Here is a 14,124-nt window from a genome sequence, read left to right on the forward strand (position 1 = left end):
GTCTTGGCCCTTCTGTTGTTCCGGCTGGGTGGGGGAGGAACAGCAGGCGTCCGAGGCGACTCTGTGAGAGCGCTCTCAAAGTGTGCCGTTCCGGACTGTAGCGGAAGAGTCGTTAGCAGGTCCATGCCAATGACATGGGTGACTGGACGGCCGTGCGCTGAGTAGGCGTACTCATCCCCCGCGCCGGGTCCCGTCCTACCGTCACATCAAATGAGCGAGCGGGTCAGGCCCGGGAGCGGGACCGCGCGAGAAGCAGGGGGCGGGGCACACATGGGCGGATCGTCGAGAAGGCGCGCGGCCGGCGCCTCAGTGGCCGGTGTGCTGGCGTGCGCGGTCGCGCTGACGTTGACGGGGTGCGGCGTGGTGACCACGAAGGAGGACCGCAGGTACGCCGAGAAGCTGGCCGACCGGTACCACCCGGGCGTTCTCCGCGTGATCGAGGCGCACACCCTGGTCCCGCACGCGAGCGGCTCGGAGATCACCTTCGCGGTGACCGACGACCCCGACGCCGTGGTCCGGATGTGGGTGGACGCCGAAGCCGGCACCTGCAACACCCACGACTGCCAAGGGGTGATGGACGAGGCGGTGAAGCGCGGGCGGCGGGAAGCGGCGGCGCTGCGCGTGCTGGTCGACACGTTCCGGCGCTGCGGCCACGAGGTCATCGCCGTCGACCCGCAGACCGGCGCGCCGTGGATCGTCGCCTCCCCCACCGACGCCACGGTGTCCGCCCTGCTCAAGGACATCGGGGCATGCGCGCGGCAGTGGAAGGACGGCACCGGGGTGAAGGGCGCGTCGGTCAACCTGGTCTCCCCGTCCGTCGCCGGGAAGCGGCCGGCGGGAAAGAAGTCGCAGCCGACGGCGATGCGCCTGAGCGCCACCTCGCTCCTCGCGTCCCTGAGCGGGCACGCCTACTACAGCGTCGGCTACCAGGCGACCGACGGGCGCGTGGACCCGTCCTCGGGCAGCGCCCGCATCGTCCGCCCGTTCGACGAACGGCAGAAGTTCGCCGCAGCCGTCCACCGCGCCGTTGAGGAACGGCTCCGGGCGGACCATCCGCGCGTGCAAGTGAGCGACTACGAGTGGGTGTGGCGCCTGGAGCCGGGCACCGTCGACCGGCTCACGGGCTACGTCCTGTACTGCGAGGAGCCCGACGGGGACAAGACCTGCCTGGGCGACCGGGCCGTGCTTGTGACCACGGACCTGGACGGCACACCCCGGAGCGAGCTGCGCCATGTCGGCAAGGTCCGCGAGGGCCGGGGGCCGCTGCGACTGCCCCCGATGTGAACCGTGGCGTCCGCCGGTTCAGGACCGGGCGGGACGGTAGGTGTACGAGTCCCACAGCGCGCGGACCGCGGCGCTGTCCCGCCAGTGCCCTGAGGCGGCGGCCCGGTCCGGCGTCCCCCACACCCTGACCTCGTCGCCGGCCGGCGCCCAGCCCGGGTCACCGGTGGCCGCGAACCCGGCCCAGGCCGCGGTCATCCGGTCTGCGAGGGCCCGGTCGCCGGCCGTCGGGGCGGCGCCGCCGATGAGGAACCGGATGCTCTCGTCGTCCACGTTGCCGAATGCGAAGGGCACGTCCGCGCAGTGCCAGGCATGCGCTCCCCCGGCCCCGCGGTCGAACCGGGACAGGAAGGAGCGACCGCCCGCCGCCGTGTGGGCATCGGCGAGCCTGCTGCTGTACTCGCCGAACATGAGGTCCCCGTAGACGGCGAGGTGGAGGTCGTACGGCGATGCCCCGGGCAGGAGCGCGCGGTACCCGTCGATGAGCCCGGCGGGCAGACCGAAGGCCTCGGCGAACCGGTGCAGCCGCTCGTCCGTGGGGATCTCGCAGGCGCTGCCGACCGCGTCCATCAGCCAGTACTCCTCTGTCGTGTGACAGACGAGCAGGTCGACGTCGCGGCCCGCTCCCGCAGCGATCAGGTTCAGCGGGTCGTCGCGCAGGAGGCGGCCGTCGGCGACGGGCCCGTAGACGACCGGGTCCCAGTGCAGCTGTCCGGAGTCGGGGTCCTTGCGGTAGTCCCCGACGACCGCGTCCGAGGCCCGGAGCAGTGCCTGCGGGGACGCCGCGGCCAGTGCCGCCCGGGTCGTGGGCGTCCCGCCAGCGGCGGCCACCCGGGCCGTGACCCGCTCGGCCAGTTGGGGGGCGAAGACTGGGCCGACCGCACTGTGGGCGATCACGCGCCGGAAGAGTCCGCGTGCGGCGTCCATCGCCATCAGGCAGACCGCGGACGTGGCTCCCGCCGACTGTCCGGCCACGGTGACGTTGTCCGTCGCTCCCCCGAACGCGGCGATGTTGTCGCGCACCCACTCCAGGGCAGCGATCTGGTCGAGCAGCCCCCGGTTGGGCGGGCAGACGTCGGCAGGCACGTGGCCGAAGCCCTCGAAGCCGACACGGTAGTTCAGGGTGACGGTGACGAGGCCGGTGCGGGCGAGCGCCGTACCGTCGAAGTCCGGCTGCGCGCTCGATCCGAAGGTGTAGGCGCCGCCGTGGATCCAGACCAGCACCGGCAAGGGACCGGTCGCGTCGGCGGGGGCCCAGACGTTGAGGCTCAGGACGTCCTCGTCGCCGGGCGACCAGGAGGGTGCGCCCGGCAGTTCGGCGGACTGGGGCGGAATCGGGCCGAACTCCGTGCAGTCGCGGACGCCGGACCAGGGGGTGCGCGGGCGGGGGGCCCGGAAGCGGTTCTCGCCGAAAGGCGGCTCGGCGTACGGGATTCCGAGAACCGCGACGACGTCATCGACGGGGGCGCGTCCGCGTACCCGTCCGGCTGCCGTCTCGTACACACCGCTGTTCTTCAACGCGCTCCAACTGCCCTTCGTCCACCGCCCCCGGCGGGAGCGGTGATCAGAATGGCCCACTTCAGGCGTCCACGCGAAGGGAATTCACCGGAAGCGATCACCGAGGCGCTCAGCCTGCGCGGCTGATGGCGGTGCGGAGCATGGCGACAGTGGTCGCGGCCGCGGCCCGTTCCGCTTCGTCCCCCGTGGCGCGCACCCGTTCCTCCAGCAGCACCACCGCGGCCTGGAGTACGCCGACGCGTACCGGAACGGTCTGCATCGCCGTCAGCACGGCGGCCGCCTGTTCGGCCGGCGTGGCGGGCGCGGCCTGTGGGATGAGGGTGGAGATGCCGCGCCCGAGCGCGCGGTCGCGAGGCGGCTGGGCCGCGGGTGTGGTCACCGGAGAAGTCTGCCGCACCCGGCGCGCCGAACCGGTCAGCGACCTGCCCGAGCCTGCCCGCCCGCGAGCGCACCGTCGTGCACGCGGAGCAACAGGGCGGTGAGCTGGGCGCGTTCGCGGGCGGTCAGGGGCGCGAGGATGTCCTCCTGCACGGCCAGCGCCTCGGCCTTGAGTCTTTCCAGCAGCTCGCGGCCCGCCGGGGTGACGGTGACCGTGACGCGTCGCCGGTCGGCGGTGTCGCGGGCCCGGTCCACCAGACCGGCCGCGCCGAGCCCGTCCACGATCTTCACGACGTCGCTGCGGTCGATCGAGAGCCGCTCGGCGAGTTCCCGCTGCACGTGAGGGCCGAAATCGGTGAGCGCCGCGAGGACCGCCATGTGCCAGAGCCGCAGTCCGCGTTCGGCCAGCCGGTCCGCGAGCCGGCCGCGTGCCGCCTTTCCGGTCTTGGACATGAGGTAGGTCGTGAGTCCCAGAAGGCTGGGCGGGGTCTCGTTCATCGAGTATATCGTAGGGCCGACCCAATGATGGGTGTGCACCTACTAAAGGAGACGTTGTGGACGCACTGCATCCCCGCCTGCTGGTCGAACGGTTCGCCGACTGCTTCCGCTTCTACGACGCGGTACTGCCCGCGCTGATCGGAGCCGTACGGGCCGGTGGCAGTGCGGCGGGTCCGTACGCCCACTGGGACGTGGACGGGCAGGGCGTGCTGGTGCTGTTCGACCGGGGCGCCATGGCGGCGGTCGCCGGCAGGGGACACCTGCCCGCGCAGGCTCCGCCGGCTCAGGACCGCTCGATGTTCGTCTGCCGCGTGGACGACGTCGACGCGGGTCTGGCGCTCTGCCTCGCCGGGGGCGCCGAGTTGGCCGCCCCGGCGTGCGACCGGCCGGAGTGGGGGCCGGGACTGCGCACCGCCCATGTGCGGGACCCGGAGGGCAACCTCGTCGAGTTGCAGTCGTACTGACCGGTGCGCGGCTCGGTCACTTGCGGGCCCAGGCACGCATGGCTGAGCGCGAGGAGAAGTCTGCGACGTCCTTGTCGAGCGGCTGGTCGGTGTACTGGTGGATGCGCCAGGTCGCTTTGATGCGCGGCTTGCCCGCCTTCACGTAGTCGGCGATCCAGAGCCCGTCCCCGGCGTACGACGTGGTGTCGTGGTTCAGCCAGAAGTAGCGGTTGCAGTAGAGCAGGACGCGGTGGTGCGGCCGCAGGCGTTTGACCTCGCGGATGAAGCGGTCCTTCTCGGAGTTGCTCGCGCGGGTGCCCTCACCGTTCTGCTCCCAGTCCACGGCGAGCAGGTCACCGGCCTTCTCGGGCGCCTTGCTCAGGAAGTACTCGGCCTGCGCCGTGATGTTCCCGGGCCACAGGAAGTGGTAGAAGCCGACGACGCAGTCCGCGTCGCGGGCCCTTTTCGTCTGGTCGGTCAAGCGGGGGTTGACGTATGAACGTCCCTCGGTCGCCTTGATGAAGACGAAGTCGAGTTCGTCCGCGTCGAACGATGACTGATGGGCGCTGACATCGACACCGTGCAGCATGGGCACCGCCTTTACAAATGGCTGGCTCTGTTCCGCTTACCTTCCCTTCCCGCCCGCGTTCCACCCCCGCCGGAAGCACGAATGCGCGTGTGTGCCGGGGCGCGCGCTCCGGCACACACGCGCGGATGGCGCGCGCGGGGTCTCAGTCGTCGAAGCCGGTGGAGCGGCTGACCTTCTCCCAGGCGAGCACCTCGGTACGGGCCGCGTCCAGCGCGCCCAGCACGGCGTCGGTCGCGTCGTCGCCGAGGGGCAGGCGCAGCGGGGTGTCGTCGGCGGCCAGCGCGGTCAGGATGGCCGCCGCGGCCCTGTCCGGGTCGCCCTCCTGCTTACCGTCCGAGTCGGGCAGGCCGGCACGGACCGGGCCGACGCTGTCCGCGTAGGCGTCCAGCGGTGCGGACTGCCGCAGGGCGCCGCCGGCGAACCCGGTGCGGAAGGAGCCGGGTTCGACGATGAGGACCTTGATGCCGTGCGGGGCCACCTCGGCGGCCAGCGCCTCGGACAGGCCCTCCAGGGCGAACTTCGTCGCCGAGTAGCCGCCGACGCCGGGGAAGGTGAAGCGGCCACCCATACTGCTCATCTGGACCACGGCGCCGGAGCCGTTGCGGCGCATGTGCGGAAGCACGGCCCGCACCAGCGCCGCGGGGCCGAAGAAGTGCAGGTCCATGAGGTCGCGCAGCTCGCGGTCGCTGGTCTCCTCGACCGCGCCGACGAGCCCCATGCCGGCGTTGTTCACGACCACGTCGATCCGTCCGTACCAGAGCACGGCATCCGCCACGACGTCCGCGATACGGGCGGTGTCGGTGACGTCCAGCCGGACGGCGACGGCGCGGTCGGGGTGCGCGGAGACGAGGTCGTCCAGCGCCTCCGGGCGGCGCGCGGTGGCGACGACGGTGTCTCCGGCGGCGAGGGCGGCAGCGGCGATGGAGCGGCCGAAGCCCGAGGAGGCGCCGGTGATCAGCCAGACGCGGCCCGGGGCGTTGTCGCGGGAGGGGGTGGCGGGTGCGGCGTTCATGTCCAACTCCGTTTTTTCGTCGGCACGTTGCGGTGATTCATTTATGTCATCCGCCTCCATGAACGGTCCAAGACATGGATTCTCGGGAGCGATAAAGACGGCTTATGATCGCGCCATGGAACTGCGCCAGCTGCACTACCTCACGGTGATGGCCGAGGAGGAGAACCTGGGCCGGGCCGCCCGTCGGCTGTTCGTCAGTCAGCCTGCTCTCTCGTACGCGCTCAAGGCCCTGGAGTCCGAACTCGGTGTGAAGCTCTTCGACCGCCATGCCGGCGGGGTGTCGGCCACCCCGGCGGGACGCGATGTGATCGCCGAGGCGCTGCTCACGGTGCGCCAGGCCGAGCGGGTCACGGCGGCGGCCGAACGGCACACCCGGGGCGAGACCGGGGTGCTGCGGGTGGGGTTCGAGGCGAGCGGGGCGGGTGAACTGACCACCCGGGCACGGGCGGAGTTCGCGCGCCGTCACCCGGCGGTACGCGTGGCGCCCAAGCGGTACGACTGGGGCCAGGAGGCCGACGCCCTGCGCGACGGCCTGGCCGACGTGGCGTTCGTCTGGCTGCCCAATGACCTGACGGGGCTGACGTACGAGCCGGTGCACACCGAGTCCCGCGTCGTCGGCCTGCCCACCGGGCATCCGCTGGCGTCCCGCTCCGGCGTCTCCGTGCTCGAGGTCAAGGACGAGCCCCTGCTCTGGACGCGGCGGGCGCCGCGGCAATGGGTGGACTGGTGGGCCGTCAACCCGCGCCCCGACGGGTCGGCCCCGGTCTGGGGGCCGACCAACGACAACGTCGAGGAGATGCTTGAGCAGGTGGCGCAGAGGTCCGCGATTTGCTTCGCGCCCGAGAGCATGGCCCGCTACTACGCGCGCCCCGACCTGTCCTGGGTGCCGCTCACCGACGTCGAACCGCTGCGCGTGGTCCTGGCCTGGGCGGACGGCGCCGACTCGGCTCTGGTACGGGGCTTCGCCCGCGTGGTGCGCGAACTCGCCTCGGAGGAGTAATGCTCACCCGGCCTCGGGAGCGCGCTCCGGGGCGGCCGGCAGGCTGTCCATGAAGGAACTCACGGAGAACACGGCGTTGCCGGCGCCGGGCGGGCCGTAGCCCGGGGGCGAGCTGAGCCCGAACTCCTCCATCGTCGCGCGGTACGACTCCAGCAGCCGGATGTGGTACTCCAGCGGCGCCCCGTCCGGGTTGGTCCTGCCGAGCGGGGTCGTCGGCTCGGGGCACCACGTGGTGAAGCGCGGGGTGATGCCGTGGGACATGAAGAAGCGCAGGCCCTCGGTGGTCGAGTCGATGGCCTCCTTGACCGTGGTGAAGCCGAACGGCTCGGCCATCTCCACACCGGCCACGAAGTTGGGGATCACGTTTCGGGCACCGAACACGTCGGCGGAGTCCAGGATGCGGCGGTGCCACTCGTCCCGGCCGACGTAGCGTTCCTTGCCGGGGCAGTACAGCTCGAACAGCCGGCGGTCCCACACCTCGTAGTTGGGGTGGTAGATCTGCACCCCGTAGTCGTGGAAGCGCTGGACGTCGTCCTTGGGCAGGGCCTGGGCGACGACCTTGCCGATCCAGCGGCCCGGGAAGCGGTCCTCGATGGCCTTGGCGTACTGGCCATAGAAGTCCGCCTCGTCCCGACCGCCGATGTGCGAGGTGATGGCGCCACCGGTCAGCGTGTACGCGGTAGAGGTCTTCGCCGTGTCGTACCGGTCGATGATCTCCAGCGCCTCCAGCACCTCCTCGACGGGCTTCACCCCGGTGTACGGGCGGCCCGCCGCCTTGTGCTGGCGCCAGTTGTGGTTGATGTCGCAGTACTGGCACTCCTCCTTCGCGCCGAAGTACTGGCAGACGCGGAAGACGGTGAGGTAGACGAGGTAGCCCCACTGGATGGTCGGGGCGACCTCCATCACGGACTTCCCGTTGGCCAGGGTATGCCGGTAGTAGTCCGGCATGGGCGGCAGTCCCACGTCGGAGATCCGCCGGCCGTCGAGGTAGAGCCCGAGCATCCCGTCCGCGTCCGCCGCGACGCGGTACGGGGACGCGGGGTTGACGCGCACCGAGACGACGGTGCGGCGCAGCCCGTACGGACCGCCGGTGAGCACGATCTCCTCCGGCGGACGGCGCAGCGCGGCCGCTCCCAGCTCGGGCAGGGTGCCGTGGTCGAAGGAGAAGATGAAGTACGACTTCGGCTTGACGTCGCCGTCCTCGTTGTCGCTGAGTGCCGAATCGTCGAACGCCAGGCCGCCGCGCAGCAGGTCCTCCTTGATGACGGCCTCGCGCGGCACGTGCGGGAACTGCTCCATCAGCCGTTCGATGAGCCGGGTGCGGTCCGCGGCGCCGGACTCGGTGCGGCTGGGGTCGGTACGGCTTGGCATGTGCGGGCTCCTCGGTCGGTCGTCGGCGTGTTCCGGATGCGACGTCTGTGCAACGAATCACGGCCGCGGAGCGTTCTCGTCCCCGCTGCCGGATATGTCACTCCCCGCTTCCGGATCCTATGTGACCGGTCAGTAAGGTGTGGGGGCGGGAGCCCGTCGGCCGTGCGGTCGGCCCGACGCCCGGTGGTGACCGCAGCCGGCCGCGGAACGGAAGTGCCCCATGCCCCGCACCATGTCCGTGTCGGACAGCATCGTCGTGCTCGCCGGTCCGACCCATGTGTACGACCGGGTGAGCGACCCGACGGGGATGGGCCGCTGGAGCCCGGAGAACCTGGGCGCGCGGGTGCGCGGTGAACGCCGGGAGGCGTACGTCGGGATGGTCTTCGACGGCCGCAACAAGCGCGGGCCCGTGAGCTGGACGACCCGGTGCACGGTGACGGCGGCCGACCCGGGCCGGGTCTTCGCGTTCCGGGTCCACGCGATCGGTGCGCGGCGGCCTTTGCTGCGCGGGCCCATCGCCACGTGGGAGTACCGCTTCGAGGAGGTGGAGGGCGGCACCCGGGTGACGGAGATCTGGACCGACGACCGCCGCGCCTGGCCGGACTTCGTCGCGAACGCCTTCGACCGGGTGGCCACCAGGGGGCACACCTTCGCCGTGTTCCAGCGCCGCAACATCCGCACCACACTGGAGCGCCTCAAGGCCGCGCTGGAGGCCCCGGGCGCCTGACGGGTCAGCCGGCCCAGTGCGCGGGGCGGCTCAGCGCCGCGGGAAGCCGGGTGGCGCCGCTCCCCTTGGCGGCGTTCACCTGCGCCTGCGTCAGGAAGAGCGCCCCGGTCAGGTCGGCGCCCGACAGGTCGGCGTCCCGGAAGTCCGCCCCGATGAGGTCGGCCAGACGCAGGTCGGCGCCGCTGAGGTCCGCCGCGATCAGGTAGGCACCGCGGAGGTCGGCGCCCCGGAGGTCCGCCTTCCTGAGCCGGGCCCCCATGAGGTCGCCGCCCCGGTGGCTCCGCTTCTTGCGCCCCGGGGCCGTGGCGCGGACGAGTTCGCTCGCGCGTCCGAGCAGCACGGCGACCTCGCCCCGGTGCGCCGCCACGTCCAGGCCGACCAGGGCGGAGGCGTCGAGGCGCGTCAGGGCCTCGGTCGCGTCGAGGGTCTTCCGTATCTCGCCGCGCAGCGGGCGGGCCGGGTCCAGGGTGGCCGCCTCCGTGAGATACCAGAGCAGTTCGTGGAGCTGCCGGACGACCGGGAAGACCTGGAACATCTCCTGCGCGGTCTCGGGGGCGCCGCGCCAGTCCCGGCGGCCGTAGATCTCGACCGACACCTTCTGGCCGGCCCCGAAGCAGTCGTAGACGGTACAGCCGGGGAATCCCTCGGTGCGCAGTCGGGAGTGGATGCCGCAGCGGAAGTCGTCCCGGAGGTTGCGGCAGGGCGTGCCCGCCGCCTTGTTCACGGCGAAGTCGGCGGAGCGCGTCAGGGTGAGCGCCACACAGCACAGGGCGAAGCAGTTGCCGCAGTCGGCACGCAGAGCGGCGCGGTCGTCTCCGTCCCCGGTCGTCGGACGGCCGGTGCCGGAGGCTCGGTGGTGGTCGGGCACGGTGACTGGATCCTTCGCGGCGCGGTGTTCGTGAGCAGCACCGGAGCCTATCGGCTTCCGGTGCGCCCCCGTTGTCGGTAGGGCGGCGCACACTGGCAGCAGTGCGGTACGGGGAACGGGACGAAGGGGTTGCGCATGCGTGCCGAGGAGGAGAGCGGGTTCGAACCGGCCACCGGGGACGGCCCGTCAGACCCGGGGCAGGCGCGGGAGCGTGCCGCTTCGGTCCGGTCGGCGTTCGCCGGGCTGCTCCAGATCAGGCGCCTGGCGAATGGTGGCCGGGCCGACCCGGAGTCCGTGCCCGCGCCCTGGGAACTGCACCGTCCGGTGCGGGCCGTGGCGCTGGCGCTGGAGGCGGCGGCGCTGCCCGCCTCGGCCGTCGGCCCGTCAGGGGAGCGCACGGCGAAGGGGTACCGGGTGGCGACGGGGTCCTCGGCGGGCACGGTACTGGTCGAGTGGACGGGCCCGCCCGGCAGTGGGGCGGCGTACGAGGAGGAGGGCGGGCTGAACCGGTGCGCGGCGGCGCTGCGGGAGTTGGGCTGGACGGCGCTGCTCTACCGGGGCCCGCGGGGCCGCCGGTTCCTGGAGGTCGAGCCGTCGGCGGATGCGCGTCGGCCGGACGGCCGATAGTCGCCGTGCCGCGAGGCTCACCGACGGCCGCTGTCGGACCCATGAGGGATGCTGGTGGGTCCCAACACCTCTGACCTGGAGATGCTGAGATGCGCAAGGACGAACTCGACGCGGCGCAGGCGTATGTCCGTTTACTGGAGGCGACCCGCGCGGCCCTCTCCGACCCCGACGACGGCCCACTGTATCTGCCGTTGCTCACCTCCCCGATGGAGGAGGCCGACGGGGCGCTCCGGCGCGCGGGGCTCTCGGGCAACGAGACGCGGTTCTTCGAACTGGTCAGTTCGCTGCGGCCGAGTCTGACGGGCAGCGGCCACTGAGGCGTTGAGCGCGACGGCCCCGACGCCTCGGTGGCCGCCCGGGTCTCAGCCGGCCTCGGGGAGCGGTGCCAGGCCGAGTTCGCGGTCGCCGAGCGCCGCGAAGTGCCGGGCCACGTCCTCGTCGGTCACCTGCGAGAGTTCCGCCGGGTTCCAGTGCGGGTCGCGGTCCTTGTCCACGATCTGCGCCCGTACGCCTTCCACCAGGTCCGGTCCGGCGAAGGCGGCGGTGGAGACCCGGTACTCCTGGTCGAGGACGGCTTCGAGGCTGCCGAGGCGGCGCGCCCGGCGCACGGATTCCAGGGTCACCTTGAGCGAGGTGGGCGCCTTGGCCAGGATGGTCGCCCCGGCCTGCTTGGCGGCGGGGTCCTCGTGGCCGGTGAGGCGGTCGACGATCTCCTCGACGGTGTCCGCCGCGTAGCAGGAGTCGATCCAGTCGCGGTGGGCGGCGAGCACACCGCCGGGCGCGCGGCGTGCGTGCCGCTCGACGGTCGCGTCGACGGCCTCGGAGGTAGCGCACTCGGCCAGGGCGGCGACGAGCGCGGCGAGTCCGTCGGCGGGCACGAAGTGGTCGGCCAGTCCGCAGAGCAGCGCGTCGGCCGCGCCGACCGGCTCACCGGTGAGCGCGAGATGCGTGCCGAGTTCGCCGGGCGCGGCCGAGAGCAGATACGTTCCGCCGACGTCCGGGACGAACCCGATGCCGGTCTCCGGCATGGCGATGCGGGAGCGCTCCGTGACGATCCGGACGGAGCCGTGGGCGGAGACCCCGACGCCGCCGCCCATGACGATGCCGTCCATCAGCGCGACGTACGGCTTGGAGAAGCGGGCGATCCGCGCGTTGAGCAGGTACTCGTCCCGCCAGAAGTCCAGGGAGGTGCTGCCTCCGGCAAGGGCGTCGTCGCGGACCGCGCGGATGTCGCCGCCCGCGCACAGGCCGCGTTCCCCCGCGCCGGTGAGCAGTACGGCGACGACGGCATCGTCGTTCTCGGCCGCGTCGAGCGCGTCGGCCAGGAGCCGCACCATGGCGTGGTTCAGCGCGTTCAGGGCGCGGGGCCGGTTGAGGGTGAGGTGGCGGACGCGTCCTTCGGTGTGCGGCAGGACGGGGTCCTCGTGGTTCATGCGTGCGCTCCGGTCAGCCCTGGTGCCGTACCGTCCGCCGGTAGGGGGACGATCTTCCGCTGCCATTGTGCGTGGCGTCCCGTGCGGGCGGGACCAGGGGGTGGCGGCGCTCGGTGCGGGTCGGTTTGCGCTGTGGCAGGCGTGCCGGACCGGCCGGACAATTGAGCCACGCCGTACGGCGGACCCGCCGGACGACACTCGGAGCTGGAATGAGCGAGCACAACCGGCCGCCGGTCGTCCCCGGCCCGCCCGGCCGGCCGACGGACAGGACGACCGGCGGTGAGAGCGTCACGGCGGAGCGGCTGGCCCTGAACCGGACCGGCAGTTTCGAGTGGGACCTCGACGCCGGGACGCTGGACATGGACGAGGCGGGTCTGCTGGTCTTCGGCCTGGACCCGGCCTCCTTCGACGCCCGTCCCGAGTCGCTGGCGGCGCTGCTGGAGCCGGAGGAGCGGGCCCGCCTGGACGTGGCGACGGACGAGGCGTTCCGGAGTGGGGACAGCTCGTACAGCGTCCACTTCCGCATCCGGCTCGATGACGGGCGCGATCAGTGGACGCACATCCAGGGGCGCATCCTGCGCGATGAGGACGGAAGGGCGCGCCGGGTGATCGGCCTGGTCCGGGACGCGACGGCCGAGGTCACCCATTCGGCCTTCGTGCTGGATCTGGAAAAGCGCCGTCAGCGGCAGACCGACATCGTTGAACGGACGACGAGTGCTCTGTCGCGGGCGGTCACGGTCGACGACGTGACCGCTGTCCTGACAGGGCCGGGCGGTTTGGCCCGGCTGGGCGCGGACGGGCTGGCGCTGGGGCTGCTGGACAACGCCGCGCTGAATGTCATCGCGGTGAGCGGCGAGTCCCTGGAGGTCATCGACGAGCTGGGGTCGGGGCGCCTCGACCCGAAGCTGCCGCTGGCCGACACCGTCCTGAGCGGGCGGCCGCGGTTCGTGAGCTCCCTGGCGGCGCTGACCCGGCGGTATCCGATGCTGGAGCCGTACGTCGGGCGCATGAAGTTCCGGGCGGCTGCCTATCTGCCGCTGGTCGCGCAGGCGCGGTCGCTCGGCGGGCTGGCCCTCTTCTACCGCGAGCGCACTCCCTTCACCCCCGACGAACGCATTCTCTGCCTCGGGCTCGCCGCAATCGTCGCCCAGTCCCTCCAGCGGGCCAAGCTGTTCGACGAGGAACGCGAGTTCGCCACGGGGCTCCAGTCCGCGATGCTGCCGCGCCGCATCCTCGACATCGAGGGCGGTGAGATCGCCGTCCGCTACCACGCGGCGTGGAGCGGGCGCCAGGTCGGCGGTGACTGGTACGACGTGATCGCCCTGCCGAAGGGCCGCGTCGGGATCGTGGTGGGCGATGTCCAGGGCCATGACACGCACGCCGCCGCGATCATGGGCCAGCTCCGGATCGCCCTGCGGGCCTACGCCGCCGAGGGCCATCCTCCGGCGACGGTGCTGGCCCGGGCGTCCCGGTTCCTCGCCGAACTGGACACGGACCGGTTCGCCACGTGCACCTATGCCCAGGCCGACCTGGAGACCGGCACCGTCCGGGTCGTGCGGGCCGGCCATTTCGGGCCCCTGATCCGGCACATGGACGGCCGGGTGGGCAGCCCGCAGGTGCGGGGCGGCATGCCGCTGGGCATCTCGACCGACTTCGGCGACGAGGAGTACCCGGAGACCCGGCTCGACCTGGTGCCGGGCGAGACGCTGGTCCTGTACACCGACGGCCTCGTCGAGGAGCCAGGCGCCGACATCGACGCGGGGGTGCGCACCCTGATCACCGAGGTCAGCGCGGGACCGGCGGGGGCCGAGGCGCTGGCCGACCACCTGTCGGACCGGCTGTGGGAGCGCTGGGGCTCCGGTGACGACGTCGCGCTGCTCGTCCTGCGCCGCAGCCCGGACCCCGGATCGCCCCGGGCGCCGAGGCTGCACCAGTACATCCACCAGGCAGACCCGGAGGGCCTGTCCGAGGCCCGGACCATCGTGCGCCAGGCGCTGACGGACTGGGACATGGCCGAACTCGCCGACGACGCCGAGCTGGTGACCGGCGAGCTCTTGGTGAACGTGCTGCTGCACACGGAGGGCGGAGCGGTCCTCACCCTGGAGGTGCTGCCGGAGCCGGTGCGCCGGGTGCGGCTCTCCGTGCAGGACCGCTCCAGCTCGTGGCCCCGCCGCCGGTCACCCGGCGAGACCGCGACCTCGGGTCGCGGGCTGCTCCTGCTCGACGCCGTCGCCACCCGGTGGGGCATCGAACCACGTGGTGAGGGCAAGGCGGTCTGGTGCGAGATCGGACCGCGGGAGCAGCCGTGAGAGACACAACGACAAGGGGCGCACCACCACGCCGTGCGTGACAGTGCGCCCCAGCGCCTGCTCACCCGGG

At 72.3% G+C, this 14,124-nt stretch carries 15 protein-coding genes; 7 read left to right on the forward strand and 8 right to left on the reverse strand.

All coding sequences use genetic code 11. The annotated features are described in order from the left end of the window. Positions 1–270: 270 nt before the first annotated feature. Positions 271–1,284: an SCO7460 family lipoprotein gene (locus BLW14_RS01300; protein WP_371128039.1), complete on the forward strand. Its 1,014-nt coding sequence runs from the start codon at positions 271–273 to the stop codon at positions 1,282–1,284. Between the two features lie 18 nt (positions 1,285–1,302). Here BLW14_RS01300 and BLW14_RS01305 read toward each other — a convergent pair whose 3' ends face one another. From BLW14_RS01305 to BLW14_RS01315, 3 genes are all read right to left on the reverse strand, one after another. Next, the gene (locus BLW14_RS01305) at positions 1,303–2,784 is read right to left on the reverse strand and encodes a carboxylesterase/lipase family protein (protein ID WP_256332636.1); all 1,482 of its coding nucleotides are present in this window, start codon (positions 2,782–2,784) and stop codon (positions 1,303–1,305) included. 124 nt (positions 2,785–2,908) lie between these two features. Beyond that, positions 2,909–3,178: a hypothetical protein gene (locus BLW14_RS01310; protein ID WP_093703438.1), complete on the reverse strand. Its 270-nt coding sequence runs from the start codon at positions 3,176–3,178 to the stop codon at positions 2,909–2,911. Positions 3,179–3,213: 35 nt separating this feature from the next. After that, positions 3,214–3,675: a MarR family winged helix-turn-helix transcriptional regulator gene (locus BLW14_RS01315; protein ID WP_093703440.1), complete on the reverse strand. Its 462-nt coding sequence runs from the start codon at positions 3,673–3,675 to the stop codon at positions 3,214–3,216. Positions 3,676–3,731: 56 nt separating this feature from the next. On the opposite strand from BLW14_RS01315, the gene BLW14_RS01320 reads away from it, so the two are divergent. Beyond that, on the forward strand, positions 3,732–4,139 hold the full coding sequence (locus tag BLW14_RS01320) for a VOC family protein (RefSeq protein ID WP_093703442.1): 408 nt from the start codon (positions 3,732–3,734) through the stop codon (positions 4,137–4,139). Positions 4,140–4,155: 16 nt separating this feature from the next. On the opposite strand, the gene BLW14_RS01325 is transcribed toward BLW14_RS01320, so the two are convergent. Together BLW14_RS01325 and BLW14_RS01330 are read right to left on the reverse strand one after the other, a co-directional pair. Continuing rightward, positions 4,156–4,707 (reverse strand): glycoside hydrolase family 25 protein, encoded by a 552-nt coding sequence (locus BLW14_RS01325; RefSeq protein WP_093703444.1) that lies wholly within the window; start codon positions 4,705–4,707, stop codon positions 4,156–4,158. A gap of 142 nt (positions 4,708–4,849) precedes the next feature. Further along, the gene (locus tag BLW14_RS01330; protein WP_093703446.1) at positions 4,850–5,719 is read right to left on the reverse strand and encodes an oxidoreductase; all 870 of its coding nucleotides are present in this window, start codon (positions 5,717–5,719) and stop codon (positions 4,850–4,852) included. A 115-nt stretch (positions 5,720–5,834) separates the two neighbouring features. Between BLW14_RS01330 and BLW14_RS01335 the strand changes: the two genes are divergently transcribed. Next, positions 5,835–6,719 (forward strand): LysR family transcriptional regulator, encoded by an 885-nt coding sequence (locus tag BLW14_RS01335; protein WP_093703448.1) that lies wholly within the window; start codon positions 5,835–5,837, stop codon positions 6,717–6,719. 3 nt (positions 6,720–6,722) lie between these two features. On the opposite strand, the gene BLW14_RS01340 is transcribed toward BLW14_RS01335, so the two are convergent. After that, a complete protein-coding gene (locus BLW14_RS01340) occupies positions 6,723–8,090 on the reverse strand; it encodes a radical SAM protein (protein ID WP_093703450.1) in 1,368 nt (455 codons plus the stop codon). 220 nt (positions 8,091–8,310) lie between these two features. Here BLW14_RS01340 and BLW14_RS01345 point away from each other — a divergent pair, with 220 nt between their 5' ends. Next, positions 8,311–8,817, forward strand: a complete 507-nt coding sequence (locus BLW14_RS01345; RefSeq protein ID WP_093703452.1) for an SRPBCC family protein — start codon at positions 8,311–8,313, stop codon at positions 8,815–8,817. 4 nt (positions 8,818–8,821) lie between these two features. Here BLW14_RS01345 and BLW14_RS01350 read toward each other — a convergent pair whose 3' ends face one another. Further along, on the reverse strand, positions 8,822–9,685 hold the full coding sequence (locus BLW14_RS01350) for a pentapeptide repeat-containing protein (protein WP_093703454.1): 864 nt from the start codon (positions 9,683–9,685) through the stop codon (positions 8,822–8,824). A 135-nt stretch (positions 9,686–9,820) separates the two neighbouring features. Here BLW14_RS01350 and BLW14_RS01355 point away from each other — a divergent pair, with 135 nt between their 5' ends. Continuing rightward, positions 9,821–10,312 (forward strand): hypothetical protein, encoded by a 492-nt coding sequence (locus BLW14_RS01355; protein WP_093703456.1) that lies wholly within the window; start codon positions 9,821–9,823, stop codon positions 10,310–10,312. A gap of 89 nt (positions 10,313–10,401) precedes the next feature. Next, positions 10,402–10,629, forward strand: coding sequence for a hypothetical protein (locus BLW14_RS01360; RefSeq protein ID WP_018523283.1), 228 nt, complete (start codon positions 10,402–10,404; stop codon positions 10,627–10,629). Between the two features lie 45 nt (positions 10,630–10,674). Here BLW14_RS01360 and BLW14_RS01365 read toward each other — a convergent pair whose 3' ends face one another. Then, positions 10,675–11,745 carry an enoyl-CoA hydratase/isomerase family protein gene (locus tag BLW14_RS01365; RefSeq protein ID WP_093703458.1) on the reverse strand — a complete coding sequence of 357 codons (1,071 nt, stop codon included), beginning with the start codon at positions 11,743–11,745 and terminating at the stop codon, positions 10,675–10,677. Positions 11,746–11,954: 209 nt separating this feature from the next. On the opposite strand from BLW14_RS01365, the gene BLW14_RS01370 reads away from it, so the two are divergent. Further along, the gene (locus tag BLW14_RS01370) at positions 11,955–14,054 is read left to right on the forward strand and encodes a SpoIIE family protein phosphatase (protein ID WP_093703460.1); all 2,100 of its coding nucleotides are present in this window, start codon (positions 11,955–11,957) and stop codon (positions 14,052–14,054) included. Positions 14,055–14,124: the final 70 nt, after the last annotated feature.

It is taken from the genome of Streptomyces sp. 2131.1 (genome assembly GCF_900105515.1).
GTDB classification, from domain to species: Bacteria; Actinomycetota; Actinomycetes; order Streptomycetales; family Streptomycetaceae; genus Streptomyces; species Streptomyces drozdowiczii.

Coding starts and splice junctions, on each gene's coding strand:
- BLW14_RS01330 (WP_093703446.1), bottom strand. CDS start 5,719: ATGAACGCCGCACCCGCCACCCCCTCCCGCGACAACGCCCCGGGCCGC.
- BLW14_RS01355 (WP_093703456.1), top strand. CDS start 9,821: ATGCGTGCCGAGGAGGAGAGCGGGTTCGAACCGGCCACCGGGGACGGC.
- BLW14_RS01335 (WP_093703448.1), top strand. CDS start 5,835: ATGGAACTGCGCCAGCTGCACTACCTCACGGTGATGGCCGAGGAGGAG.
- BLW14_RS01345 (WP_093703452.1), top strand. CDS start 8,311: ATGCCCCGCACCATGTCCGTGTCGGACAGCATCGTCGTGCTCGCCGGT.
- BLW14_RS01325 (WP_093703444.1), bottom strand. CDS start 4,707: ATGCTGCACGGTGTCGATGTCAGCGCCCATCAGTCATCGTTCGACGCG.
- BLW14_RS01365 (WP_093703458.1), bottom strand. CDS start 11,745: ATGAACCACGAGGACCCCGTCCTGCCGCACACCGAAGGACGCGTCCGC.
- BLW14_RS01300 (WP_371128039.1), top strand. CDS start 271: ATGGGCGGATCGTCGAGAAGGCGCGCGGCCGGCGCCTCAGTGGCCGGT.
- BLW14_RS01360 (WP_018523283.1), top strand. CDS start 10,402: ATGCGCAAGGACGAACTCGACGCGGCGCAGGCGTATGTCCGTTTACTG.
- BLW14_RS01315 (WP_093703440.1), bottom strand. CDS start 3,675: ATGAACGAGACCCCGCCCAGCCTTCTGGGACTCACGACCTACCTCATG.
- BLW14_RS01370 (WP_093703460.1), top strand. CDS start 11,955: ATGAGCGAGCACAACCGGCCGCCGGTCGTCCCCGGCCCGCCCGGCCGG.
- BLW14_RS01340 (WP_093703450.1), bottom strand. CDS start 8,090: ATGCCAAGCCGTACCGACCCCAGCCGCACCGAGTCCGGCGCCGCGGAC.